19 protein-coding genes and 1 pseudogene are annotated in these 22,545 nt (G+C 73.4%); 10 read left to right on the top strand and 10 right to left on the bottom strand.

Going from position 1 to position 22,545, the window contains the following annotated elements; all coding sequences use genetic code 11:
• Nucleotides 1–129: 129 nt before the first annotated feature.
• The gene (locus tag BJ999_RS40475) at nucleotides 130–1,473 is read left to right on the top strand and encodes a sensor histidine kinase (RefSeq protein ID WP_179838114.1); all 1,344 of its coding nucleotides are present in this window, start codon (nucleotides 130–132) and stop codon (nucleotides 1,471–1,473) included.
• Between the two features lie 63 nt (nucleotides 1,474–1,536).
• On the opposite strand, the gene BJ999_RS40470 is transcribed toward BJ999_RS40475, so the two are convergent.
• Nucleotides 1,537–2,085: a YceI family protein gene (locus tag BJ999_RS40470; protein ID WP_179838113.1), complete on the bottom strand. Its 549-nt coding sequence runs from the start codon at nucleotides 2,083–2,085 to the stop codon at nucleotides 1,537–1,539.
• 271 nt (nucleotides 2,086–2,356) lie between these two features.
• Here BJ999_RS40470 and BJ999_RS40465 point away from each other — a divergent pair, with 271 nt between their 5' ends.
• Together BJ999_RS40465 and BJ999_RS40460 are read left to right on the top strand one after the other, a co-directional pair.
• Nucleotides 2,357–3,151: a L,D-transpeptidase gene (locus BJ999_RS40465; protein ID WP_179838112.1), complete on the top strand. Its 795-nt coding sequence runs from the start codon at nucleotides 2,357–2,359 to the stop codon at nucleotides 3,149–3,151.
• Nucleotides 3,152–3,235: 84 nt separating this feature from the next.
• Complete coding sequence (locus tag BJ999_RS40460) at nucleotides 3,236–3,973, top strand: choice-of-anchor P family protein (protein ID WP_179838111.1); 738 nt, start codon at nucleotides 3,236–3,238, stop codon at nucleotides 3,971–3,973.
• A 65-nt stretch (nucleotides 3,974–4,038) separates the two neighbouring features.
• Here the strand turns inward: BJ999_RS40460 and BJ999_RS40455 are convergent, their stop codons facing one another.
• Nucleotides 4,039–5,010: a GlxA family transcriptional regulator gene (locus BJ999_RS40455; RefSeq protein WP_179838110.1), complete on the bottom strand. Its 972-nt coding sequence runs from the start codon at nucleotides 5,008–5,010 to the stop codon at nucleotides 4,039–4,041.
• Nucleotides 5,011–5,106: 96 nt separating this feature from the next.
• Here BJ999_RS40455 and BJ999_RS40450 point away from each other — a divergent pair, with 96 nt between their 5' ends.
• Nucleotides 5,107–5,934 carry a dienelactone hydrolase family protein gene (locus BJ999_RS40450; protein WP_179838109.1) on the top strand — a complete coding sequence of 276 codons (828 nt, stop codon included), beginning with the start codon at nucleotides 5,107–5,109 and terminating at the stop codon, nucleotides 5,932–5,934.
• Between the two features lie 4 nt (nucleotides 5,935–5,938).
• Here BJ999_RS40450 and BJ999_RS40445 read toward each other — a convergent pair whose 3' ends face one another.
• Both BJ999_RS40445 and sigE read right to left on the bottom strand, forming a co-directional pair.
• On the bottom strand, nucleotides 5,939–6,769 hold the full coding sequence (locus BJ999_RS40445; RefSeq protein ID WP_229810037.1) for an alpha/beta fold hydrolase: 831 nt from the start codon (nucleotides 6,767–6,769) through the stop codon (nucleotides 5,939–5,941).
• A 25-nt stretch (nucleotides 6,770–6,794) separates the two neighbouring features.
• The gene (sigE, locus tag BJ999_RS40440) at nucleotides 6,795–7,343 is read right to left on the bottom strand and encodes an RNA polymerase sigma factor SigE (protein WP_179839145.1); all 549 of its coding nucleotides are present in this window, start codon (nucleotides 7,341–7,343) and stop codon (nucleotides 6,795–6,797) included.
• A gap of 218 nt (nucleotides 7,344–7,561) precedes the next feature.
• Here sigE and BJ999_RS40435 point away from each other — a divergent pair, with 218 nt between their 5' ends.
• Both BJ999_RS40435 and BJ999_RS40430 read left to right on the top strand, forming a co-directional pair.
• The gene (locus tag BJ999_RS40435; protein WP_179838108.1) at nucleotides 7,562–9,136 is read left to right on the top strand and encodes an acyl-CoA synthetase; all 1,575 of its coding nucleotides are present in this window, start codon (nucleotides 7,562–7,564) and stop codon (nucleotides 9,134–9,136) included.
• Between the two features lie 128 nt (nucleotides 9,137–9,264).
• The gene (locus BJ999_RS40430; RefSeq protein WP_268247761.1) at nucleotides 9,265–10,911 is read left to right on the top strand and encodes a serine/threonine-protein kinase; all 1,647 of its coding nucleotides are present in this window, start codon (nucleotides 9,265–9,267) and stop codon (nucleotides 10,909–10,911) included.
• A 24-nt stretch (nucleotides 10,912–10,935) separates the two neighbouring features.
• On the opposite strand, the pseudogene rho reads toward BJ999_RS40430, so the two are convergent.
• Nucleotides 10,936–12,114 (bottom strand): annotated as a pseudogene (gene rho, locus BJ999_RS40425) (transcription termination factor Rho); the annotation flags it as partial.
• Nucleotides 12,115–12,684: 570 nt separating this feature from the next.
• On the opposite strand from rho, the gene BJ999_RS40420 reads away from it, so the two are divergent.
• Nucleotides 12,685–13,458: an enoyl-CoA hydratase/isomerase family protein gene (locus BJ999_RS40420; protein ID WP_179838105.1), complete on the top strand. Its 774-nt coding sequence runs from the start codon at nucleotides 12,685–12,687 to the stop codon at nucleotides 13,456–13,458.
• Between the two features lie 44 nt (nucleotides 13,459–13,502).
• Here BJ999_RS40420 and BJ999_RS40415 read toward each other — a convergent pair whose 3' ends face one another.
• The 3 genes from BJ999_RS40415 to BJ999_RS40405 all read right to left on the bottom strand — a co-directional run bounded on the left by BJ999_RS40415 (nucleotide 13,503) and on the right by BJ999_RS40405 (nucleotide 16,361).
• Nucleotides 13,503–14,390, bottom strand: coding sequence for a hypothetical protein (locus BJ999_RS40415; RefSeq protein ID WP_179838104.1), 888 nt, complete (start codon nucleotides 14,388–14,390; stop codon nucleotides 13,503–13,505).
• 64 nt (nucleotides 14,391–14,454) lie between these two features.
• On the bottom strand, nucleotides 14,455–15,099 hold the full coding sequence (locus BJ999_RS40410; protein ID WP_089310572.1) for a response regulator: 645 nt from the start codon (nucleotides 15,097–15,099) through the stop codon (nucleotides 14,455–14,457).
• Nucleotides 15,063–16,361, bottom strand: a complete 1,299-nt coding sequence (locus tag BJ999_RS40405; protein ID WP_229810036.1) for a sensor histidine kinase — start codon at nucleotides 16,359–16,361, stop codon at nucleotides 15,063–15,065. The genes BJ999_RS40410 and BJ999_RS40405 overlap by 37 nt, the downstream gene beginning before the upstream one ends.
• Before the next feature lie 226 nt (nucleotides 16,362–16,587).
• Between BJ999_RS40405 and BJ999_RS40400 the strand changes: the two genes are divergently transcribed.
• Together BJ999_RS40400 and mca are read left to right on the top strand one after the other, a co-directional pair.
• Nucleotides 16,588–18,006 (top strand): DHA2 family efflux MFS transporter permease subunit, encoded by a 1,419-nt coding sequence (locus BJ999_RS40400; RefSeq protein ID WP_179838103.1) that lies wholly within the window; start codon nucleotides 16,588–16,590, stop codon nucleotides 18,004–18,006.
• Nucleotides 18,003–18,851 carry a mycothiol conjugate amidase Mca gene (mca, locus tag BJ999_RS40395; RefSeq protein ID WP_179838102.1) on the top strand — a complete coding sequence of 283 codons (849 nt, stop codon included), beginning with the start codon at nucleotides 18,003–18,005 and terminating at the stop codon, nucleotides 18,849–18,851. The genes BJ999_RS40400 and mca overlap by 4 nt, the downstream gene beginning before the upstream one ends.
• Before the next feature lie 3 nt (nucleotides 18,852–18,854).
• On the opposite strand, the gene BJ999_RS40390 is transcribed toward mca, so the two are convergent.
• Nucleotides 18,855–19,637, bottom strand: a complete 783-nt coding sequence (locus tag BJ999_RS40390) for a polysaccharide deacetylase family protein (RefSeq protein WP_179838101.1) — start codon at nucleotides 19,635–19,637, stop codon at nucleotides 18,855–18,857.
• 553 nt (nucleotides 19,638–20,190) lie between these two features.
• Here BJ999_RS40390 and BJ999_RS40385 point away from each other — a divergent pair.
• Complete coding sequence (locus BJ999_RS40385; protein ID WP_218935443.1) at nucleotides 20,191–21,612, top strand: MFS transporter; 1,422 nt, start codon at nucleotides 20,191–20,193, stop codon at nucleotides 21,610–21,612.
• Here the strand turns inward: BJ999_RS40385 and BJ999_RS40380 are convergent.
• Nucleotides 21,558–22,379: a helix-turn-helix transcriptional regulator gene (locus BJ999_RS40380; RefSeq protein ID WP_179838100.1), complete on the bottom strand. Its 822-nt coding sequence runs from the start codon at nucleotides 22,377–22,379 to the stop codon at nucleotides 21,558–21,560. The two genes, BJ999_RS40385 and BJ999_RS40380, sit on opposite strands and share 55 nt — an antisense overlap.
• Between the last annotated feature and the right edge of the window lie 166 nt (nucleotides 22,380–22,545).

The raw sequence follows: 22,545 nt of genomic DNA, 5'->3' as shown, positions 1-22,545 counted from the left end.
GTCATAAAACGGGATGTCCCAGTAAGCGATGGTGAAAACACGGCGCGCAGTTTCGGGCTCCCCGTTTCATGACCGGCCGGTAGCGTGTGTCGTCACGCCCGGAGACCGGTACGTCCTCGTGGAGGGCCCATGCGCATGCGCCCCCGGTCCATCCGGGCCAGGGACACGCTCGTCGCCGCCGTGATCGCCGCACTGGTGCTCGGCGTCACCGCGATCGGCGTGGACGTCGCCGTGCGCAGCGCCGTCAAGGCCGAACTGCTCCGTCGGACGCAGGTGGACGCCCGGCGCGTCAGCGGCGGCGTCCGCGACGGGACGCTGGAGGGCCGGATCCGCGACGAGTCCCGCGGCCTCGTGCTGATCCAGGTCGTCGAGCCCGGCGGGCGGGTGACGAACGCCACACCCGCCGCAACGGACAGACCACCGGTGAGCAGACTCTGGCCGCCGAGCAACATGCGCGTCCAGGACTTCACCGAGTGCCGCGGCCGATGGCCGGACCGGGAGTGTTTCGTGGCCGAGGCCATCCGGGTCAGCACCGCGCGCGACTCCGTCGTGGTGTACGCGGCCGCGCGGCAGCCGTCCTATCTGGTGGACGGTCTCCTGGAGGGGGTGCTCGGCTCGGGCGTGCTGCTGCTGGCCGCCGTCGCCGCGGGGGTCACCTGGCGCGTCGTCGGGCGCACGCTCGGCCCCGTCGAGGCGATCCGCGCCCAGCTCGCGGAGATCAGCGCCACCGACCTCAGCCGCCGGGTGCCGCAGCCCCGGGGCCAGGACGAGATCGCGCAGCTCGCCCGAACCGCCAACGAGACGCTCGACCGGCTGGAGCGGGCCGTCGCACGGCAGCGGCAGTTCGCCTCGGACGCCTCACACGAGCTGCGCACCCCGATCGCGGGGCTCCGGGCCAACCTGGAGGACGCCTCCATGCACCCGGAGGACAACGACCTGCGGGGCGTCATCGCGTCGGCGCTGCGTGACACCGACCGGCTGGAGTCGATCGTCACCGACCTGCTGCTGCTCGCCCGCATCGGGACCGGCGGGAGCGCGGCGCAGGAACCGATCGACCTGGCGGCGCTCGCCGGCGCCGAGGTCCGCCGGCGCTCGTCCGATCTGAAGATCGTCACCGAGCTGTCCCGCGGCGTCGAGGTGCGCGGGGTGCGGATGCAGCTCGTCCGGCTGCTGGGCAACCTGCTCGACAACGCCGAGCGCTACGCCGGATCGTGCGTGACGGTGGAGGTGGGCAGGGACGGCGGCCGGGCGCTGCTCGTCGTCGCCGACGACGGCATCGGCGTCCCGCCCGCCGACAGGGAACGCGTCTTCGAGCGCTTCACCCGCCTGGACTCCGCGCGCAGCCGCGGCACCGGCGGCGCCGGCCTCGGCCTCGCGATCGCCCGCGAGATCGCCCGGGCGCACGGCGGGACGCTGCGGATCGAGGACCACCCGTCCGGCGCCCGCTTCGCCCTGCGCCTGCCCCTGGAATAACACCCCCGGGGACAGCGGAAGGGCCGCCCGGGACGGGCGGCCCTTCCGGCAGTCGTGGGCCCCTCAGGCGCGGACCGCCTGGATCTCCAGCTGGATGTCGACCTTGTCGCCGAGCAGGGCCTTGTCGCCCTTCAGCGGCACGTTGAACTCGATGCCCCAGTCCTTGCGGTTGATCGTGGTCGTGGCGGAGAAGCCTGCGCGGGTGCCGCCCCACGGGTCCTCGCCGACGCCGTTGTACTCGACCGTGAGGGTGATCGGACGGGTGACGCCCTTGATCGTCAGCTCGCCGTCCAGGAGGTACTCGCCGTCCTGCGCGCGGACGCCCTTGGTCGCGAAGGTCATGGTCGGGTGGTTCTCCACGTCGAGGACGTCCGAGGTCCGCACGTGGGCGTCCCGGTCGGCGTGGCGGGTGTCGATCGAGGTGACCTGGATCTCCGCCGTGGCGGTGGACTCCGACAGCTCCTCGGCGATCTGCACGGACCCGGTGAAGTCGGTGAACGTGCCGCGCACCTTGGTCATCAGGTGCCGGATGACGAAGGTGACCTCGGAGTGGGCGGGGTCGATGTTCCAGGTTCCGGCGGTCAGCTCGGGGGCGACGGCGGCGATGCTCATGGGAACTCCTGTCGCAATGCTTGAAACTTCAACGAACTCGTCGAAGGTTAGTTGAGGGTTCAAACAGATGTCAATCCCGGCTTGTTCCCGCAACGCGGCACCGGCCTGAGAAGGCGGCGGAGAAGGCGGCGGAGAAGGCGGCGGAGAAGGCGGCGGAGCACGGATCGCGACTTCTTCCGCACACCGTGCAACCTCCCCGGGCCCTCGCGCGTAGAGACCGGGCACAGAGGCGAGCCGGAGCCCCTTTCCGGCGGGATCACTTGGAGTCTTCGTGAGCGACGAACCACCGCGCGCCGCCGGGCGGACGGCCCGGACGGCGGCACCGGCCCTGCTGGTGACGGCCCTGATCGTGACCGGATGCGGGGGTGGGCACAAGGGGGCGGCCGCCGGCGCGTCCCCCGCCGGCGGCCTGGAGAGGCTCCCCGAGGCCACCACGTACACGACGCTGGACGACCTGCCGCGGGACGAGGCCCCGTCCGCCAAGAGCGACGGGACCGTGGTGCACCCGAACGACACGGTTCCCGTGTCGGCGAAGCCGGGCGCGCCCGCCGTCGCGGAACTGCCGAGCACCCAGCTCAAGGGCCCCACCTGGGTGCCCGTCGTGGAGAGCCGCCCCGGCTGGCGGCGCGTGCTGCTGCCGAGCCGCCCGAACGGCGTGACCGGCTGGATCCCCGACTCCGGCCTGAAGGCCGCGCGCAGTTCCAGTGCCGTCAAGGTGGACCTCGGCGACAGGAGGCTGACCCTGCTCCGGGGCGGCCGCCAGGTGGGCGCGTGGTCGGTGGCGGTCGGCGCGCCGAAGACGCCGACGCCCACCGGACGGACGTTCCTGCTCGCCTCCCTCGCCCCCGAGAAGCCCACCTACAGCCCGCTGGTCCTGCCGGTGGGCGCGCACTCGGCCACCCTCGACACCTTCGGCGGCGGCCCCGGGACGGTCGCGTTCCACGGCTGGCCGACGAAGTCGGTGTTCGGCAAGGCCGTCACGCACGGTTGCGTCCGGGTGCCCGCCGAGGCGCTGAAGCAGCTCGCCAAGGTCCCGCTCGGGACGTCCGTCCAGATCACGGACTGACGCTCCCGCGATCCACCCGGCCGTACGGCCGGGCCGCCGAACCCCACCCCATCCCCACGATCACGAACCCCTGAGGAGAGAACCGTGCGTTTGCAGGCACTCACCAAGTGCGCGGCCGTCGCCGGCGCGCTGGCCCTGCCCTTCGCCCTGTCCGCCGCCCCCGCCTCCGCCGCCCCGTCCGCCGCCCCCGGCGGCGCCGGTTCGGCGGTCGCCATCTCCGCCACCGGCTCCGTCGTCGTCCCGCCGACCTCCTCGGTGGCGTCCGCGGCGCAGCGGCCCACCAGCAAGAGCGCGGCGGAGCTGCCCGCCAACCCGCTCGTCGAGGCGCGGCTGCTGAACGGCTCGGCCTGGGCCGGGCACGGCCGCGCGTCCGTCGCCGACCTGCGGGTGGCCAAGCTCGGCCTGTCCGCGCACGCGGTCTCCGCCAAGTGCGAGAACGGCACCGGGGTCTCCCACGTGGTGGGCGCGACGCTGGGCACCCGGGCGCTGAAGCTCGGCGCGACGCCCAACACCACCGTCACCACCGACCTGAAGGGCCTCGGCGCGGTCACGGTCACGCTGAACAAGCAGGTCCGCGGCTACGACGGGAACCTCACGGTCACCGCCATCGAGGTGTCGGCGACCCTGGCGGGCAAGACGCAGACGATCAGCATCGCGTCCGCCAGCTGCGGCAAGAGCGGAGGCGGCCAGCCCGGTCAGCCCGGCCAGCCCGGCAAGCCGTCCCAGCCGTCGCAGCCGGGCGAGCCCTCGTCGCCCTCGGTCCCGCCCGGCGAGGCCCCCGCCCCGACCCCGGTCCCCGGCGACCTCCCGGTCACCGGCTGAGCCCCCGTGAGGCCGGGGTCCGCGCCACCCGTCGCGCGGACCCCGGCCTTCTCACGTCCGGGCGGTCAGCGGACGGGACGCCGGAAGGTCGCGCGGTAGTCCTTCGGGCGCCGCCCGGTGTGCTTGGCGAAGAGGGCGGCGAAGGTCCCGGGGTCCCGGTACCCGACCGCGGCGGCGATGGCGGCGACCGTCCGGTCCGTGGTCTCCAGGAGGTGGCGTGCGCGCCGGACGCGGGCCGACTGGAGGTACTCCAGCGGGCTCCGGCCCGTCTCCTGCGCGAAGCGCCGCAGCAGCGTCCGGGTGCTGACGTTGAACGCCTCGGCCAGCGCGGCGAGGTCGTACCGGGCGGCGAGGGCCTGGTCCAGGTGCCGCATGACCCGGCGGGAGAACTCGTGCCCGGGCTGCGGAAGGAGCCGGGCGTCGACGTACGGGGCCTGGGACGAGCGCGCGTCGTCCACGAGCGCCATCCGCGCGGTCGCCCGCGCCACGCCGGCGCCGCTGTGCCGGCGCACCAGCTCCAGGGCGAAGTCGTACATGGCGCTGAACGCCGCCGTGGTGGTCACGCCCGCGTCGGTGACGACCAGGAGGTCGGGCCGGACGTCGGAGGACGGGCAGCGCCGGGCCAGCTCGTCCGCGAACAGCCACGCCGTCGTGGCCCGGCGCCGGTCGAGCAGCCCGGCCGCGGCGAGCAGGAACGCGCCGACGCAGATCGAGACCACCGCGCCTCCCGCGGCGGCGTGCGAGCGGACGGCCGTGATCTCCGGGGCCAGCCCCGCGAGCTTCGCGTCCACGTCGAGACCCGGATGGAGCTCGAAACCCGGCACGACGAGGACGTCGGCCTCGCGGAGCGGGGAGGCGGCCAGCGCCACGCCTCCGGAGGCGACCACGCGGCGGCGCGGCGACACCACCGACACCTCGTAGCCGGCGCGATCCGGACCGGCGACGTGCCCGGCCATCGTCAGCAGATCGGGCACGCCGAACACCTCCGAGGCGAAGCAGCCCGGATAAGCCAGCACCGCCACCCGCAACGCGCCCACGCCCGCCTCCCGCCCTTCATCCTGTGGCGAGATTACCCCCGCACATGGCGATCCGGCCTCTCCCGGGGCGGCCCGCCGTCCGGCCACGCTGTCTCCATGAACACTCTCGACGAGCACCTTGACGACCCGATCTCGGATTTCTCCCGTCGGCTCGTGGACGTGGACGGGGTGGTGAAGACGGTGTACGCCGCGGGCACCGGCCCGGCCGTCGTGGTGATGCCCGAGATGCCCGGCATCAGTCCAGACGTCCTGCGGTTGGCGCGGTGGGTGCGGGACGCGGGCCTCACCGTCCATGTTCCCTCGCTCTTCGGCCGCGACGGCGCCCACCCCACGACCGAGGACGGCGAGCGGATCGTCCGCCGGACGTGTGTGAGCGCCGAGTTCCGGGCGTTCGCCGGGGGCGGCACCAGTCCCGTCACGGCATGGCTGCGCGGGCTCGCCCGCCAGGCCCACGCCGAGTGCGGCGGGCCGGGGGTCGGGGCGATCGGGCTCTGCTTCACCGGGAACTTCGCCCTCACCATGGCGCTCGAACCGGCCGTCATAGCGCCGGTCGTCAACCACCCGTCACTGCCGCTGGACGACCCCGCCGGCCTGGAACTCGGCGACGAGGACGCCCGCGCGGTGAAGGAGCGCGTCGCGCGCGACGGCCTGACCGTCCTCGCCTACCGCTTCGACAACGACCGGTGGTGCACCGGCCAGCGGTTCGCCGCCTACCGGGCCCTGCTCGGGGACGCCTTCGACGGCCGCGTGCTCCCCGGCGGCGTCGCGAACACCGACCCGCCGCCGTTCTTCCGCGACGTGGTCGCGAGCCCCCACAGCGTCGTCACCGCCCACCTCGTGGACGAGGAAGGGCACCCCACGCTCCGGGCCAGGGACGAGATCCTCGCCTACCTGACCGAGCGACTGAAGCCCCAGGGAGCCTGAGGCACTAGGACGCGGCGGCCTCGGGGCGGGCGGCGCGGAGCGGGTGCGCGCTGCCCTCCAGCAGGACCTTCGCCACGAGGGCCGGGTCGTCGGCCATGGGGACGTGGCCGCAGCCCTCCAGCCAGACGAAGCGGGCGTGGGGAAGGCGGCGCTGGGCGCGGATGGCCTGGCTGCGCAGGAGCAGGCGGTCCTTCGTGCCCCAGGCGATGGTCACGGGGACGTCGGCGCAGGAGCCGAGGAACCGGGTGGTGCGGCCCGCGCGGAGGGTGGGCTCGAAGCCCGGGGCGTCGCGCATGGCTCGGGCGTCGCCCGCGAGGGTCTCGATGTCCATCAGGTCGGGACGGCCGTAGATCATGCCGAACATGAGCGTGCGGCGGCGCGGGGAGCGGGCCAGCCGGGTGAGGAAGGTCTCGGGGACGCGGGCGCCGAGCCGCGACGCGCGCAGCACCGACATGCCGTAGCGGAACTCCAGGTTGGTGAAGAAACCGGCCGGGGACAGGGCGGTCGCCGAGCTGGCGAGGCCGCGGTCGGCGGCTTCGAGGGCGAACAGGCCGCCGAGGGAGTTGCCCGCGATGTGCGGGCGGTCCAGGCCGAGGGCGGCGAAGGCGTCCGCGAGGGCGGAGACGGCCGTGTCCAGCGTGTAGGGGGCGCCGTCGGGCAGCGGCGGGGAGTCGCCGAAGCCGGGCAGGTCGACCGCGAATACCTCGCGTTCGGCGGCGAGCAGGTCCATGACCGGGGCCCACCCCTGGCGGCGGTGGCCGATGCCGTGCAGCAGGACGAGGGGCGGCCCCTCGCCGCGGCGCTCGAAAGCGATGTTCACCCGCGCTTTGTCCACGGGCGAAGGGTAGGCCGGAAGTTACTCAGTGGTCACTAGTGATGCTCGTCACGGTGCACTCGGCGGGGCGGCGGTGCTCCAGGGCGGTGCGCAGTTGCGCGCGGCCCCGGTGGATGCGGGAGCGGACGGTGCCGAGCTTGACGTTCAGCGACGCGGCGATCTCCTCGTACGACAGGCCCTCGATGTCGCACAGGACGACCGCGGCGCGGTACTCGGGGGCGAGCCCGTCCAGCGCCTTCTGGATGTCGTGGTCGAGGTGCTGCTCGTCGTAGGCCTGCGCGGGGCTCGGCTCGCGGCCCTGCAGGCGCTCGGCGGCGTCGTCGGCGAGGAGGTCGAACCGGATGCGCTGCTTGCGGCGGGCGCGGTCGAGGAACAGGTTCGTCGTGATCCGGTGCAGCCAGCCCTCGAACGTGCCGGGACTGTAGGAGGACAGGGAGCGGAAGACCCGGATGAAGACGTCCTGGGTGAGGTCCTCGGCGTCGTGGCGGTTGCCCGTCAGCCGGTACGCCAGCCGGAACACCCGGGTCGAGTGCTCGCTGACGATCTCCTCCCACGTCGGCGGGGTCCACGCCATCGCACCTGCGCTCACCACTACCCCCGTCTGATACTCAATCGTTACGGCCAAGCATGCCGGTACCCAGATAAGAGCCGTGTAAGAACCTTGGGCGTGGCCGGATCAGGCACGTGATATGTGACTCATCTCATTGGACCGAATGTCGACAAGGATTGAGTCGGCGCCGGTCCCCATGGAGGATCGGGGTCAGTCCCCACCCCGACACGCGAGGACGTGGCATGGCGCGAAGCTACAACCTGGCCGACCTGCTCGAGATCCTGGCCGCGGCGGGGCCGGACCGCCCCGCCCTGGTGGCCGGCGGGGAGCGGCGGACGTACCGGCAGCTCAGCGAGCGGGCGAGCCGGGTCGGGCACCATCTCGCCGAGGCCGGGGTGCGGCCGGGCGAGCACGTGGCGATCCTCGCCCACAACCGGGCCGAGTGGATCGAGGCGATGCTCGGCGCGTTCAAGATCCGTGCGGTGCCGATCCCGGTGAACTTCCGCTACGTCGCCGCCGAGCTGCGCCACGTCCTGGCCGACTCCGACTCGGTGGCGCTCATCGGGGAGCGTTCGCTGCTGGCCAGGGTGGAGGAGATCCGCGGCGAGCTGCCGGAGCTGCGGCACGTCGTCGTGCTGGAGGACGGCTCCGCGGCCGAGATCCCCGGCGCGGTCGAGTACGAGAAGGCGCTGGCGGGCTCCGCCACCGGCGACGACTTCCCCGAACGCTCCAGCGACGACCGCTACATCATGTACACGGGCGGCACGACCGGCTATCCGAAGGGCGTCGAGTGGCGCTGCGAGGACATCTTCTTCGGCGCGCTCGGCGGCGGGAACGTCCTCGGCGACCCCATCGGCAGCCCCGACGAGCTGGCCGCCAACGCCGACCAGCCCGCGATGGCCGTGCTCGACTGCGCGCCCGTCATGCACGGCGCCGGCCAGTGGGTCGCGTTCATGGGGTTGTTCAGCGGCGCCAAGGTCGTCCTCTACACGGACCACGCGTTCGACGCGGACCAGGCCCTGCGGCTGCTCGCCGAGGAGCAGGCGAACGTGATGATGCTGGTCGGCGACGTCATGGCGCGCCCGGTCGCCAAGGCGCTCGCCTCCGGCGACCACGACACCTCCTCGCTGATGGCGATCGCGTCCGGCGGCGCGCCGCTGACCGAGGGGGCGAAGGCCGCGCTGCAGAGGCACCTGCCGAACGTCATGTTCCTCGACAACTACGGCGCGTCGGAGACCGGCGCGTGCGGCCCGTCCGTCGGAGGCAGGGAGGGGACGGCCCGGTTCATGATGAAGCCCGGCATCACCGTCCTCGACGACGACCTGAACGTCGTCCGGCCCGGCGAGATCGGCAGGCTGGCCCGAAGCGGCCACATCCCGCTCGGCTACTACAACGATCCCGCGAAGACGGCGTCGACGTTCTTCACCGCCGCCGACGGGACGCGCTGGTCGGTCCCCGGCGACTTCGCGAGCCTGGAGGAGGACGGGACGATCACGCTGCTCGGCCGCGGCTCCCTGGTGATCAACACGGGCGGCGAGAAGGTGTACCCGGAGGAGGTCGAGGTCGCGCTCAAGGACCACCCCGCCGTGGAGGACGCGGTCGTCGTGGGCCTGCCGGACGAGCGGTTCGGGCAGCGCGTGGCCGCCGTCGTCTCCGCGCGTCCCGGCGCGACCGTGACCCTTGAGGATTTGACCGAGTACTGCCGCGAACGGCTCGCGGGCTACAAGCTTCCGCGGCAGATGACCCTGGTCGATGAGGTACAGCGAACCGCCGTCGGGAAGTCCGATTACAAGTGGGCCAGGAGCGTGCTCGCGTAGAGCCTTGGTAAAGTCACCGCGCGTGGGTTATACCACGCCCGGGCGCTTTTTCCTCGGCGGCGACCAGTCAAGAATCAATTGATGCCGAGGGAGCGTGCCTTGAGCGCGTTCCGGCGATTAACCGCCGCATGAGTGGGGATCGACTGATACCGCTCGCGCGCCGGTATCGCCTGCTCTCTGTCGTCGGCAGAGGCGGCATGGGCACCGTCTGGCGGGCGTACGACGAGATGCTCGATCGGGACGTCGCGGTCAAGGAGGTCCATCTCCCCCCGCGCATCACCGAGAGCGAGCGCAGGGTGATGTGCAGGCGCCTGTTCTCCGAGGCCCGCGCGACCGCCGCCCTGCGCCATCCCGGCGTCGTCGCCGTGCACGACCTCATCATCGAGGACGGCCGCCCCTGGATCGTCATGGAGTTCCTGGAGTCGTGCTCCCTGCACCGGCTGGTCACGGAGGACGGCCCGCTCGGCGTGCGGCGGGCGGCGGAGATCGGCGCGGCGGTCCTGTCGGTGCTCCGCGCGTCGCACGCGGCGGGCATCCTGCACCGCGACGTCAAGCCCAGCAACGTCCTGCTGTGCGACGACGGGCGCGTCCTGCTCAGCGACTTCGGCCTGGCCGTCCACACCGGCAAGGGCCCGCAGCCGGCCGACACCCTGCTCGCCGGCATCGAGGGCTCTCCCGCGTACCTCCCGCCGGAACGGGTGGACGGCCTGCCGAGCGTGGAGGCGTCCGACCTCTGGTCGCTCGGTGCGACGCTTTACACAGCGGTCGAGGGCTTTTCGCCTTTCCTGCGTTGCCACGCCCTCGCGTCGATGGTGGCGGTTCTTCTGGGCGACTATGCGCGCCCAGTACGGGCCGGGCCGCTGGGTCCGGTCATCGAAGGGCTGCTGCGGCAGCGGCCGGAGGACCGATTGACGGCCGAGGCCACCGCGGAAATGCTGCAAAAGGTTATCGGAACGGTCCCCGAACCGGGTTTCACCCGTGCGCCGGTGCCGCATCCCCGCCGTTTCTCCGCGCACCGCACCGTCCTCGGGCGCCGCGTCCCGTGGGCGCTCAGCGGCGCCTGGGTGTCGCGGGACGCGCCGAGGGCGCCGGTCCCGCGCGGGCCTCGGGTCCCGTGGACGCTGCGCGGCGGCAGGCCGCCCGGGGACCGGTCCGGCAAGCCGCCGTGCGGTTCGCGGCGGGCGGGGTGGCGCGTCCCGGCGCTTCCGTCGCAGCGGATGCGGCCCGGGACGGTGGTCAGCGTGGCGCTGCTCGCGGCGCTCGCGGCCGGGGCGGGCACCTGGACGGCCCGGTGGACGTCGATCGGCAAGGGCGACGCGGTCGCGCTGCGTCCGGCGGCGGGCGTGTCGGTGAAGACGGCGAAGTACCACGAGGCGGGCGCCTACTCGGTGCGGGTGCCCGCGGGCTGGCAGGCGGAACGGCGCGGCGGCGTGATGACCTGGAAGGACGCCGGCACCGGAAGGGGGCTGCGCATCGCCCCGGTCCCCGGCGACCCGCTGGCCGGGCTGCGCGCGGAGGAGCGCGACGCCGTGGTGGAGCACCGCTATCCCGGCTACGAGCGGCTGCGGCTGGAACCGGTGCCCGAGGTCGTCGACGGCGCCGCCGAATGGGAGTTCACCTGGCGGGACGGTGTCCACAAGGCCGTCCGGCACGTGCTGTGCGGCCGTGCGGCCGGGTACGAGTTCTGCTTCCACGCGCCCGACCCGGAGTGGACGCCGGGCCAGCGCCTCTACGACAGGATCCTCAAGTCGTTCAGGCCGGAGAACGGCGGCTGAGCCCCGGCCGGATCGCGGGGCCGGTCAGGTCGTCTGCTGGAGGCGCAGGAGGAACTCGGCGTTGGAGGAGGTGCCCTTCATCTTCTCCAGGAGCTGCTCGACCGCCGCCTGCTTGTCCAGCCCCTGGAGGGCGCGGCGCAGGCGCCAGGAGAGGGCGAGCTCCTCGGGGGACATCAGCAGCTCGTCGCGGCGCGTCCCGGACGCCTCGATGTCGACGGCGGGGAAGACGCGGCGGTCGGCGAGGCCCCGGTCGAGCTTCAGCTCCATGTTGCCGGTGCCCTTGTACTCCTCGAAGAAGACGTCGTCCATGCGGGACCCCGTCTCCACCAGCGCGGTGGCGAGGATGGTGAGCGAGCCGCCGTTCTCGATGTTGCGGGCGGCGCCGAAGAACTTCTTCGGCGGGTAGATCGCGGTCGTCGCGACGCCGCCGGCGAGGATGCGGCTGCTGGAGGGCGCCGCGAGGTTGTAGGCGCGGCCGAGCCGGGTGATCGAGTCGAGCAGCATCACGACGTCGTGGCCCTGCTCGACGAGGCGCTTGGCCCGCTCCACGGCGAGCTCGGCGAGCGCGGTGTGGTCGCGCGCGGGACGGTCGAAGGTCGAGTGGATCACTTCACCGCGCACGGTCCGCTGCAGGTCGGTGACCTCCTCGGGCCGCTCGTCGATGAGCAGGACCATCAGGTGCACTTCGGGGTTGTTCTCCGCGATGGCGTTCGCGACGGCCTGCAGCACCATCGTCTTGCCGACCTTCGGGGGCGACACGATGAGGCCGCGCTGCCCCTTGCCGATCGGCGCGACCAGGTCGATGACGCGGGTCGCGAGCGGGCCGGTGTCCAGGCGGAGCCGCTCGTCGGGGAACAGCGGGGTCAGCGCGCCGAACTCGGGCCGGTTCGCCGCCTCCGCCACCGGGAGGCCGTTCACGGTCTCGACGCGGGCGAGCGAGGGGGCGTCGCCCCGGCCCTGCTTGGGCGCCCTGGCGAAGCCGGCGACCACGTCGCCGGGACGCAGGTGGTGCGCCTTGACCTGGGCGAGGGAGACGTGCACGTCGTCCGGGCCGGCGAGGTAGCCGGACGTGCGGACGAACGCGTGCTTGTCCTGGAGGGAGAGGAGGCCGTGGAAGGGGACGGTCGGCGCGTCGTCGGCCGGGCGCCGCTGCTGCTGCCGCCCGTCCTTGCGGGCGCTCTGCGCGGACATGGCGTGCGCGCCGCGTGCGGGGGCCTTGCGGCCTGCTGCCGGTTCTGATTCGAGGGTGGGGGCGGACATACGGGTCCCTTCTCAGGCGGGCGCACGGTGGGCGGCGCCGCCCGGGGTCGAAGTCCGCGTACGGCGGCGGAACCCGCGGCGCGTACGCGAGAGGAATGCGAAGGATGCAGCTCGGTCCACCGGGCTGACGTCGGCTCCCTTGTGCGGTGGCCCCGCACGCCGTGTGCGTGCCGGACCGAAACTCACCGGGCGCTCAGATGGCCCGGGCGGGGAAGAGACGTCCTCGACGCGAGTCGTGATAGTCCAAGGACGTTGCCTTGACAGTACAGCAATCGAGGGCGCTTTCGCATTCCCCCAGGTCGGTGACGGCTTTCACGCGGATGTCCCCCTGCGTCGGTCCGGTGCCGCGGCGTCCCCCGACCCGCGTACCCGGTGTTCCATGCTGACGGTGTTCACGCTGACGATGAATATGACTACCGGCGCGGCCTCCAGGTTCCGGCGGCCGGTCCGGTGGCGGGGCGCCGGGCCGCGGGCGAATACGATGAGCCGCGCTGCGCGGGGCGAGGGAGGACGATGGGCGAGGGGCTGCGGTTCGAGGCGGCCGGAGGCGTCGGGACGGTCACGATCGACCGGCCGGCCAAGCGGAACGCCATGTCGGCGGACATGTGGCGGGCGCTGCCCGGCATCCTGGACGGGTTCGCCGCCGATCCGGACGTCCGGGTCGTGGTGCTGACGGGGGCGGGCGGGAACTTCTGCGCGGGCGCCGACATCTCCGAGCTGGACGACATCCACCGCGACGACGACTCGCACCTGTCGACGGTCGCCGAGCGGGCGCTCGCCGCGTTCGGCAAGCCGACGCTCGCCGCGATCGAGGGGTACTGCGTGGGCGGCGGCTGCCAGCTCGCGGCCGCCTGCGACCTGCGGTTCGCGGCGGAGGGCGCGCGGTTCGGGATCACGCCGGCCAGGCTCGGCATCGTCTACCCGGCCGCCGCGACGGCGCGGCTCGTCCGGCTGGTGGGCCCGTCGGCCGCGAAGTACCTGCTCTACTCCGCCGACCTGGTCGACGCCCCGCACGCGCTGCGCATCGGGCTGCTGGACGAGGTCGTCCCCGAGGGCGGCCTGCACGACCGCGTCGCCGCGTTCACCGAGACCCTCGCGTCCCGTTCCCTGCTCACCCAGCAGGCGACCAAGGACATCGTGGACGCCATCGTCGCCGCGGGCCCGGTCGAGGAGAAGACGCAGCGGTGGCTCGCGGAGGTCGCCGCCAGCGGGGAGGTCGCGGAGGGCATCGCCGCGTTCCTCGAACGCCGCGCGCCCGAATTCCCCTGGAGATCCCCTCTGCGGTGAGAGCCCCGTGGTGAGAGCCCCGTGGTGAAAGCCCGTGGTGCGGGTCAGGCGTTGAGGGCGGGCCAGGCGGACACGTCGCAGAACCGGCCTTCGGGGAGGCGGTGGAGGCGCCGGGCGGCGGCGTCGGGGTCGCCGAGCAGCCCGGCGGCGTCGGGGCGGCGCAGCTCGGCGAGCGGCAGCACCCCGCACACCAGCGACTCCGGCGTCCGCGCCATGAGGAGCGGCCCGATCCGCGCGCCGCCCCGGTCGACGTCGCGCAGCGCGCCGAGCAGGGACCGCGCCGGGCCGGTGGACTCCACGCAGTGCTCGCGCAGCGCGGCCACGAGGTCGATGAAGTCGAGTTCCAGGCCGCGCGGGCTGCGTCCGGACAGGTAGTAGCGGTCCCCGTCGGTCAGCTCGACGCGCAGCCCGTGGTGCTCGGCGAACCGCTCGAAGGGGCCGGCCAGCGCCGGGCGCGCCTCGCCCGGCACGACGGCGAGGGACCCGGTGACCAGGTCGGCGGGGTCGGCGCCGAGGGACGCGGCGGCGGCCTGGTCGAGCCGCCCGACGAGGTGCCCGCGGAGCACGGCCATCTCGGCTGCCAGCCGCTCCACGGCCGCGCGCTGCTCCTCGGCCGCCTCCCGCTGCTCCTTCAGCCGACCGCTCACGTCCGGTACCAGCCGGTCGTTGATCTGCGTGACGAGGGACCGGATCCGCGCGTCGGCCTCGCCGAACGCCGCGCGGTCGCTCTCCTGGTCGGCGGTGAGCCGGTCGAGCCGCTCGCGCTGGGACGCGCGGAACTCCTCCAGCTCGTCCCGGGTCCCCTTGAGGGCGCGCAGCTGCGTGCGGATGTCGGCGATCTCGGGCGCGCCCGGCGTCCGACCTCGCTCGAACGCCAGCCACAGCTCCCGCCCGGCGATCGCCAGGCACAGCAGAACCAGAATCACCGTCATCGCGCCCTCCCCGGGCCTGCTCGCGGGGCAGACTACGCCACCGCCGCGCCCGTCGGCGGACGACTCAGCGGTTGAGGTAGGCCAGGACCGCGAGGACGCGGCGGTTGTCGTCGCCGGTCACGGACAGGTCGAGCTTGGCGAAGATGTTCGCGGTGTGCTTGGTCACCGCGCGCTCGGTGACCACGAGCCTCTCCGCGATCGCCGCGTTGGAGCGTCCCTGCGCCATCAGCTCCAGGACCTCGGTCTCGCGCGGGGTGAGGCGGCCGAGCGGGGTGTCGCGGGTGTTGCGGGCCACGAGCCGGGAGATGACCTCGGGGTCCATCGCGGTGCCGCCCGCGGCGACCCGGCGGACCGCGTCCACGAACTGCGCCGCGTCGAACACCCGGTCCTTGAGCAGGTAGCCGATCGCGCCGGTGCCGTCGGCGAGCAGTTCGCGGGCGTAGAGCTGCTCGACGTACTGCGACAGCACCAGGACGGGCAGCCCGGGGACCTGCCGCCGCGCCTCCAGCGCCGCCTGGAGCCCCTCGTCGGTGAAGGACGGGGGCAGGCGCACGTCGACCACCGCCACGTCCGGGCGGTGGTCGAGCAGTGCCTTCAGCAGGGACGGGCCGTTGTCGACGGCCGCCGCGATCTCGAAGTCGTGCGACTCCAGGAGGCTGACGAGGCCCTCCCTCAGGAGGGCGAGATCTTCGGCGAGGACAACGCGCACGGCAGCTCCATGGTCACGATCGTCGGGCCGCCCAGGGGCGAGCTGAGGGCGAGGACGCCGTCGAATGTACCGATCCGCCGCTCGATCCCGCGCAGCCCCGAGCCGCCCTCCAGCGTCGCGCCGCCGCGGCCGTCGTCGGTGACGGTGATCCGCAGCATGCGGTTCTCGTACCGCATGTCGACCCAGACGCGGGACGCGCCGGAGTGCTTGGCCGCGTTGGTGAGGATCTCCGACACCGCGAAGTAGGCGGCGGACTCGACCGGCGGCTCGGGCCGCGCCGGCAGCTCGGCGGACACCTCGACGTCCAGCGGGTGGTCCAGCGCGAGGGCCCGGACCGCGTCCCCGACGCCGCGGTCGGCGAGCACCGGCGGGTGGATGCCGCGGACGAGGTCGCGCAGCTCGTGCAGCGCCTTCGCCGACGACGCGCGGGTCTCGGCGAGCAGGAGACGGGCCTTCTCCGGGTCCCGGTCGAGCAGGTGCTCGATCGCGCCGAGGCTCATCCCCATCGCCACGAGCCGGGCCTGCGCGCCGTCGTGCAGATCGCGCTCGATGCGGCGCAGCTCGGCGGCGGAGGCGTCCACGGCGTCCGACCGGGTCTCGGTGAGGTGCTGGACGCGCAGCGCCAGCTCCGACTTCCTCGTCGGGCCGAGGAGGGCACGGCCCCAGTACCCGTAGGCGGTCAGCATCTTCGGGCCGATGACGTACCCGAGGGCGATGCAGGCGGTGGCGACGGCCACCGTGGAGACGATCCGTCCGGTGTCGCGGCCGAACCCCTCGGTGACGTGGATGTAGGCGTACCAGTCGCTGCCGCCGTAGTGCCCGATCATGTCGCCGGCGAAGGCGGCGAGCACGTATCCCCACACCCCGTAAAGGATCAGCAGGGCGGGCAGCGCCGCGGTGAACACCGAGACGACCGGGTCGGTCAGGACCCACAGGTAGTCCCGCCAGGTGGCCGGGTCGCTGATCAGCGCGATGAACCGCTTGAACATGCCGTGCAGACCGGGCTCCTGCTCCGGCTCCGGCAGGTAGGGCCGCGCGATCCGGACGTCGGTCCACCGGTTGATGCGGACCCGGTACGCGTCGAGCTGGTTGCGCAGCAGCATCGCCGAGGACGGGAACAGCAGCACCCCGACGAAGCTCGTGATCATCGAGACGACCGTGATGAACCACACGCCGACGAGCGTCGCGGGGATGCCGAGCAGCCAGAGGGTCAGCCCGCGCCAGGGCGCCCTCACATGCCGTTGCAGCCGTGTCTCTTCCACCAGTCCACCGTTCACCGGATCCTCCGCGGGTCGCTTGCCGTCTGGAGTCCAGTCTTCTGGCGGCGCCCTCGCAACACAGTGTGCCCGCAACCCGAGCGTGGGGTGTACCTGAGTACACCCCGGGGATCCGCGCCTCCAAAGTTAGAACGAACATAAAAATAGTCTTGACCATGTGAGTGTGTTGAGTCTAATTTTAGGCTCGTTCCACTTATTTGGAGGATGTTCCATGACCGCACCCCTCCGCGCCCCCGCGGCGCGGCGACCGGCCGAGAGACTGGACCCGGCGCTGCTGAAGGCGTCGTTCGTCCTGGTCCTCGGCCCGGTACTCGCTCTGATCGACACGACGATCGTGGCGGTCGGCCTGGACGCGGTCGCCCGCGACTTCCACAGCCCGCCCGCCACGCTGCAGTGGGTGTCGGCCGGATACCTCCTCGCGATCTCGATGGTGATGCCGCTGGCGGGCTGGGCGAGCGACCGGTTCGGCGCCCGCAGGACGTGGATGCTCTCCGTCGCCCTGTTCGCGGCCGGGTCCGCCCTCTGCGGCCTCGCGTGGTCGGCCGGGAGCCTGATCCTGTTCCGGGTGCTCCAGGGCGTCGGCGGCGGCCTGATCCAGCCGATCGGGCAGTCGATCGTCGTCCGGGCCGCCGGGCCCGCCCGCCTCGGCCGCGTCCTCGGCATCACCGTCCTGCCGCTGACGTTCGCGCCGGTCCTCGGCCCGGTCCTCGGCGGGCTGATCGTCGACCGGTTCGACTGGCGCTGGATGTTCCTGGTCAACGTCCCGCTCGGCCTGCTGACCCTGCTGCTGGCGGCCCGCCACCTCCCCTCCGACCCCCGGCCCGGGACGAGCGGCGATGACCGGCTGGACGTCCTCGGCCTGGCGCTCCTGTCACCCGGCCTGGCCGCACTCGTCTACGGCCTCTCCGCGGCCGGCGACCAGGGCTTCGGCGCCCCCCGCGTCACGGTGCCGCTGCTGGCCGGAGCCGTGCTCGTGCTCGGCTATGTCGCGCATGCCCTGCGCCGCCGCGCGGCGGCTCTGATCGACCTGCGCCTCTTCGCCCGGCGCGGCTTCGCGGTCGCGACCACCAACTCGTTCCTGCAGGGCGCCGCGCTCTACAGTTCCATGCTCCTGCTGCCGCTCTACTACCAGCAGGTCGAGCACGCGTCCGCGCTGGAGGCGGGTCTCCTGCTCGCTCCGCAGGCCCTCGGGACGGCCGCCGCCACGTTCTTCGCGAGCCGTCTGGCCGACCGCACGGCACCCCGCCCGCTGATCCTCACCGGCATCCTGCTGACCCTCGCCGGCACGGTCGCCTTCACCCGGCTGGGCTCCTCACCGGCGGGCTGGCTCCTGGTGGCGTCGCTGGTCGTTCGGGGCGCGGGGCTCGGGGTCGTGATGGCGCCCGGCATGGCGACGATCTACGCCGCCGTCGGGCGCCACGAGGTCGCGCGCGCCGCCGGGGCGGTCAACACCCTCAACCGCGTCGGCGGGTCCCTGGGCACCGCGGTCCTCGCGGTCGTCCTGCAACGCTCCCTGGACGGCCGCGCTCCCGCCGCCGCTTACGGCCACACCTTCCGGTGGGCGGTGGCCCTGTCCGCCCTGACCCTCGTACCAGCCCTCTTCTACCCGTCCCGGAAGGAGAACCGATGAGGTTCCGGCTGCTCAGCGTCCACGCGCACCCGGACGACGAGTCGAGCAAGGGCGCCGCCACGCTCGCGAAGTACGCGGCCGAAGGCGCGGACGTCCTGGTCGCGACCTGCACGGGCGGGGAGCGCGGCGACGTGCTCAACCCCGCGATGGACCGGCCCGGGATCCGGGCGGACCTGCCGGCGATCCGGCGGGCGGAGATGGAGGCGGCGTGCGGGATCCTCGGCGTCCGGCAGCGGTTCCTCGGCTTCGTCGACTCGGGCCTGCCGGCCGCCGGCGAGCCCCTGCCGGACGGCTGCTTCGCGCGGACGCCGCTCTCCGAGGCCGCCCGCCCCCTCGTGGCGCTGATCCGCGAGTTCCGTCCCCATGTGGTCGTCACCTACGACGAGACGGGCGGGTACCCGCATCCGGACCACATCAGGACGCACGAGGTGACGGCGGAGGCGTTCGACGCGTCCGCCGACCCGTCCCGCCATCCGGGGACGGGCGAGCCGTGGCGGCCGGACAAGCTCTACTACCAGGGCGCCTTCTCGAAGGAGTGGTTCCAGGCGCTGCACGACGGGATGACCGGGCGCGGACTCGAATCTGGCATCGGCCCGATCCTGGCCGGGTGGCCGGACACCGCGCCGAAGCTCGACATCACCACCCGCGTCCACTGCGCGGAGTACTTCGCCGTTCGGGACAGGGCGCTGCTGGCGCACGCCACCCAGATCGACCCGAACGCGGGATTCATGGTCCACCCGCGCGACGTCGAACGCGCCGTCTGGCCGACCGAGGACTACCACCTCGCCCGTTCCCGCGTGGAGACGGAACTGCCCGAGAACGACCTCTTCGCAGGGCTGCGGTGACCTCTAGAGAGCGACGAACGTCAGGCCGCGCTTCTTCATCTTCGGGATGACGGTGTCCAGGGCCTTGAGGGTCTGGGAGCGGTCGCCGCCCCCGTCGTGGCACAGCATGATGTTGCCGGCCTTGCCCTTCAGGAGCGTGCGGCGGATGTGGCCGACGCCGGGACGGGCCCAGTCGCGCGGATCGACCGCCCAGTCGATCGGCAGCATGGCGTGCTCGGCCACCAGTTCCAGGATCGTCTTCGACCACGCGCCGCCGGGGGAGCGGAAGAACTGGGGGACGACGCCCGTCACGTCGGCGATCCGGTCGTGCGCCTCGACGATCTCCTTGCGGACCCGCTTCCTCGACATGCCCGCGATGCTGATCGGGTGCGTCTCGGTGTGGTTGCAGATCTGGTGGCCGGCGTCGGTGATGCGGCGGGTGAGCTTGGAGAACTCCTTCACCTGCTCGCCGATGACGAAGAACGTCGCGTGGATCTCGTGCTCGGCCAGCAGGTCGAGCACGCGGGGCGTCCACAGGGGGCTCGGGCCGTCGTCGATGGTGAGGGCGATCGACTCCGCGGGCGGCGGGGGAGACAGCTGCGACAGCTCGCGGACGGGGGTCTCCAGCGCGGTGAGCTTCGCCGGCGTCCACGGTGCGGGCCGGGGGGTCGGGGTCGGGGTCGGCGTCGGGGTCGGATGGATGACCGGCCTCGCGCGGGGGGTCGGCGCCGCCCACGCGGGTGCCCCCGAGCGCGGCGGACGCGCGCCGTCCGCGCCGAGCGCGGCGAGACCGGCGGCGGCCCCCATCAGCCAGAGTGCTTTGCGACGGGATGTCCAACCTGAGTCCTCAACCTCCACAAGTCCTACGCTATCGGGGTTTTGGGCGGGTAGGAGGCCGCTATGGGATCACAATCGGCTCACCCTGAGTGGTCCGATTTCGGGCGTGAGTACAGCGTCGCAGGTCGGGCCACTATCGGCGGTCGAGCGGCACTCGTCGTCCCGACCTGTGGTGGTGATCCCAGGGGAGGTCGTGAGCTGCGCGTGGGTGAGGTGAGGACGGCCGCGATCGTGCCGGCGGAGGTGTTACCGTCTTCAGTGCGAATCGGGGGCCGGACGTCCCTGCCCGGGAACGAGGCGGGACGGCCGAGCGAGCACGGCCCGGCGCAGCCGGCGTGCGGTGACCGTTACCAGGCAGTGCGCCGCGGGGGCCGATCTGTTCTGGACGACGCCCACGCCGCTGACCCCGTCGCCGGGCCCGATCCGACGAAGACCGCGCGGCCCCGCGGTGTTCACCGGCCCGTGAAGACCCCGTCGGCCCGCCCCACTGCAACCCGGTGGCGGCGGCCGGGGTTGGTCCCCCATGCCCTCCATCACCGGCCCCCGGCGGCCCGCCCTCATGCTCGCGGTGCTGCTCGCCGGGCAGTTCATGGTCAACATCGACATCGCGGTCGTCAACGTCGCGGGCCCGGCCATCAGGGAGGATCTGCGGCCGTCCGGCGGCGCCCTCGAACTGGTCGTCTCCGGGTACACGCTCGCCTACGCCGTTCTGCTCGTGATCGGCGCGCGGCTCGGGCAGGCGCGCGGCCACCGGCGGATGTTCCTGCTCGGGCTCGGCGCGTTCACGGCGGCGTCGCTCGCGTGCGGCCTGGCCCCGTCCACCGGAGCGCTCGTCGCCGCGCGGCTGGCGCAGGGGGCGGCCGGAGCGCTGATGGTGCCGCAGGTCCTCTCGGGGATCCAGCTCCACTTCACCGGCCCGGCGCGGGCACGGGCGCAGGGCCTGCTCGCGGTGGCGCTGTCCGGCGGCGCGGTCGCGGGCCAGGTGCTCGGCGGCGTGCTGGTCTCGGCCGACCTGTGGGATCTCGGCTGGCGCCCGGTCTTCCTGGTCAACGTGCCGGCCGGGATCGTGCTGCTCGCGGCCGGGGCGCGGCTGCTGCCGGCGGACCCGGGCGGCGGCCGCGCGCGGCTCGACCTCGGCGGCGCGGCCCTGCTGTCGGCGGCGTCGCTGCTGGCGGTCGTCCCGCTGCTGTTCGGCCGCGAGACGGGCTGGCCGGTGTGGGCGTGGGCGTCGCTCGCGGCCTGCGTGCCGGTGGCCGCCCTGTTCGTCAGGCGGCAGCGTCGCGTCGCGTCCCCGCTGCTCGCCGTGGGCGTGCTCGGCCGCCCGGTCGTGGCGTGGACGCTCGGGGCGCTCGGCGCGGCCACCGGCACCTTCTACGCGATGATGTTCGTCCTCGCCCTCTACCTGCAGGACGGGCTGGGCCACAGCGCCCGGTTCTCGGGCCTGGTGCTCGTGCCCTGGGTCGCCGCGTTCGGTATCGCCGGGCCGCTCGTGCCGCGCCTGCCCGCCCGCGTGGTCGACCGCGCGCCGGTCGCCGGCTACCTGATGCTCGCGGCCGTGTACGTCACGGCGGGGCTGACCCGGGTGGACGGGACGGCGCTCGCCGCCCTGCTCGGGTTCGGCGGGCTCGGCCTCGGGCTCGGGTTCGCGCCGCAGCTCGCGCGGCTGACGGCGCACGTCCCGGACCGGCACGCCGCTGACATCAGCGGGCTGGTCAACATGAACTTCCAGCTCGCGGGCGTGGCGGGCGTCGCCGTCTTCGGGACCCTGTACCTCGGCGTCCCCGGCGGCCACGGCGCGGCGTTCACCGCCGTGATGCTCGGGTTCGGCGGGACGGCGCTCGCCGCCACCGCCGCCTCGCTGGCGGGGCACCGGGCGGCGCGGCGCGAGGATCAGGGGAGCAGCCCGGCGCGGCGGGCGGCGGTCACGGCCTCCAACCGGGTGTGACTGTCGAGCTTGCGCATCGCCGACCGCAGGTAGCTCTTCACCGTCTCCGGCAGCAGCCCGAGCCGCTCTGCGGCCTCGGCGTTGGTGCAGCCGATCGCGACGTACGACAGGACGTCCAGCTCGCGGGGCGACAGGACGGGGCGCGGCGACCCGGCCGGCTCGTCCAGCCCGGCCGCCGCGAGGCGCAGCGACGCGTCCCGCAGCCGGTCGCGGGTCGGCAGGTCGCGGACCTGCTCGGCGAGGGCGCGCAGCTCGGCGTGCACGGCCCGGACCTCCTCCCAGCGCCCCGCCGACGTGCCGGGCGGCGTCCGCGCCAGCGCCTCGTCCGCGCGGTCCTGGACGGCGAGGTCCTGCTCCAGGTCGCGGGCCGCCTCCACGGCCGCGCCCACGACGCGGTCGGCGAGCGACAGCGGCTCCCTCAGCGCGCCGTACAGGACGCCGCGGACGCGCCGCCGCACGACGATCGGGACCGCGACGATCGACAGCAGCCCCTCGCGCCCGACGGGCTTGTCGTAGTCGTGGCTGATCGACGCCGAGCACGGGTAGTTGCTGACCCACGCGGGACGTCCCATGGCCATCGCCTTGCCGCCGAGCCCGTTGCCCTGGCGCACCGCGAGGCCGTTCAGCGAGTCGGTCGTGTTGCCGACCAGCTCGGTGATCAACAACCGGTCCTGGCCGCCGAGGGCGCCCCCGAACACCACGGGCAGGCCGGTCGTGCGCTGCAGCGTCAGCACCGCCGACCGGACGGCCCCCACGTCATCGCCCATGCTCCGAGAATGCCCTGAGCGACCCCCGCCACGAAAGTGGCAAGGCGGACGAACCTGGGCATGTCGCGAGGCGGCAGGGCCTAGGGCCTGTCTCGAAGTGGCCTCGGGCACGCGCACGAACGCGTGACCTGCCCGGTGCAGCGAAGCCGGAGGCGAGCGAAACCGG

It is taken from the genome of Actinomadura citrea (assembly GCF_013409045.1).
GTDB classification, from domain to species: Bacteria; Actinomycetota; Actinomycetes; order Streptosporangiales; family Streptosporangiaceae; genus Spirillospora; species Spirillospora citrea.
This window is presented reverse-complemented; position numbering and strand designations above follow the sequence as displayed.

What these genes read in the sequence shown, in the direction of transcription:
- BJ999_RS40475 (WP_179838114.1), top strand. Translation starts at nt 130, where the DNA reads ATGCGCATGCGCCCCCGGTCCATCCGGGCCAGGGACACGCTCGTCGCC.
- BJ999_RS40470 (WP_179838113.1), bottom strand. Translation starts at nt 2,085, where the DNA reads ATGAGCATCGCCGCCGTCGCCCCCGAGCTGACCGCCGGAACCTGGAAC.
- BJ999_RS40450 (WP_179838109.1), top strand. Translation starts at nt 5,107, where the DNA reads ATGAACACTCTCGACGAGCACCTTGACGACCCGATCTCGGATTTCTCC.
- sigE (WP_179839145.1), bottom strand. Translation starts at nt 7,343, where the DNA reads ATGGCGTGGACCCCGCCGACGTGGGAGGAGATCGTCAGCGAGCACTCG.
- BJ999_RS40435 (WP_179838108.1), top strand. Translation starts at nt 7,562, where the DNA reads ATGGCGCGAAGCTACAACCTGGCCGACCTGCTCGAGATCCTGGCCGCG.
- BJ999_RS40430 (WP_268247761.1), top strand. Translation starts at nt 9,265, where the DNA reads ATGAGTGGGGATCGACTGATACCGCTCGCGCGCCGGTATCGCCTGCTC.
- BJ999_RS40420 (WP_179838105.1), top strand. Translation starts at nt 12,685, where the DNA reads ATGGGCGAGGGGCTGCGGTTCGAGGCGGCCGGAGGCGTCGGGACGGTC.
- BJ999_RS40415 (WP_179838104.1), bottom strand. Translation starts at nt 14,390, where the DNA reads ATGACGGTGATTCTGGTTCTGCTGTGCCTGGCGATCGCCGGGCGGGAG.
- BJ999_RS40400 (WP_179838103.1), top strand. Translation starts at nt 16,588, where the DNA reads ATGACCGCACCCCTCCGCGCCCCCGCGGCGCGGCGACCGGCCGAGAGA.
- mca (WP_179838102.1), top strand. Translation starts at nt 18,003, where the DNA reads ATGAGGTTCCGGCTGCTCAGCGTCCACGCGCACCCGGACGACGAGTCG.
- BJ999_RS40390 (WP_179838101.1), bottom strand. Translation starts at nt 19,637, where the DNA reads ATGGGGGCCGCCGCCGGTCTCGCCGCGCTCGGCGCGGACGGCGCGCGT.
- BJ999_RS40385 (WP_218935443.1), top strand. Translation starts at nt 20,191, where the DNA reads ATGCCCTCCATCACCGGCCCCCGGCGGCCCGCCCTCATGCTCGCGGTG.
- BJ999_RS40380 (WP_179838100.1), bottom strand. Translation starts at nt 22,379, where the DNA reads ATGGGCGATGACGTGGGGGCCGTCCGGTCGGCGGTGCTGACGCTGCAG.